This window comes from Corynebacterium sp. AOP12-C2-36, assembly GCF_052379185.1.
Taxonomy (GTDB): Bacteria; Actinomycetota; Actinomycetes; order Mycobacteriales; family Mycobacteriaceae; genus Corynebacterium.
This window is the reverse complement of the sequence record NZ_JBQSYJ010000085.1, coordinates 1-418: the sequence shown is the minus strand read 5'-3', so window position 1 is coordinate 418 and position 418 is coordinate 1. Positions and strand designations below refer to the sequence as shown.

Below are 418 nucleotides of genomic sequence, written 5' to 3'. Positions count from 1 at the left end.
AGTGGAGGGCACGTGGATCGACGACTTCTCGATGATCGCGGCGACCTTCTCCGTACGCGGCTGGAAGGCGGCCGGGTCGTAGGAGTCGAAGAACTCCCCGGAGGCGTAGTCGGAGTTGGCGAAGTTCCGGAACTTCGTCCCGCGCTCCCGCGCGATCGTGTTGGACGCCTTGAGGCACTCGTACATCACCGCGGCGAAGTACACGTTGGTGAAGTCCAGGCCCTCGTCCGAGCCGTAGTGGATGTGCTCGCGGCCCAGGAAACCGTGCAGGTTCATCTGGCCCAGCCCGATGGCGTGGGAGCCGTCGTTGCCCTCACGGATCGACGGCACCGAGTCGATGGACGTCTGGTCGGACACGGCGGTGAGCCCGCGGATCGCGGTCTCGATGGTGCGCGAGAAGTTGTCCGAGTCCACCGCT

1 pseudogene is annotated in these 418 nt (G+C 65.6%); it reads right to left on the bottom strand.

The features are described 5' to 3' along the window. Window positions 1–418 (bottom strand): annotated as a pseudogene (locus ACT3UN_RS16580) (class 1b ribonucleoside-diphosphate reductase subunit alpha); the annotation flags it as partial.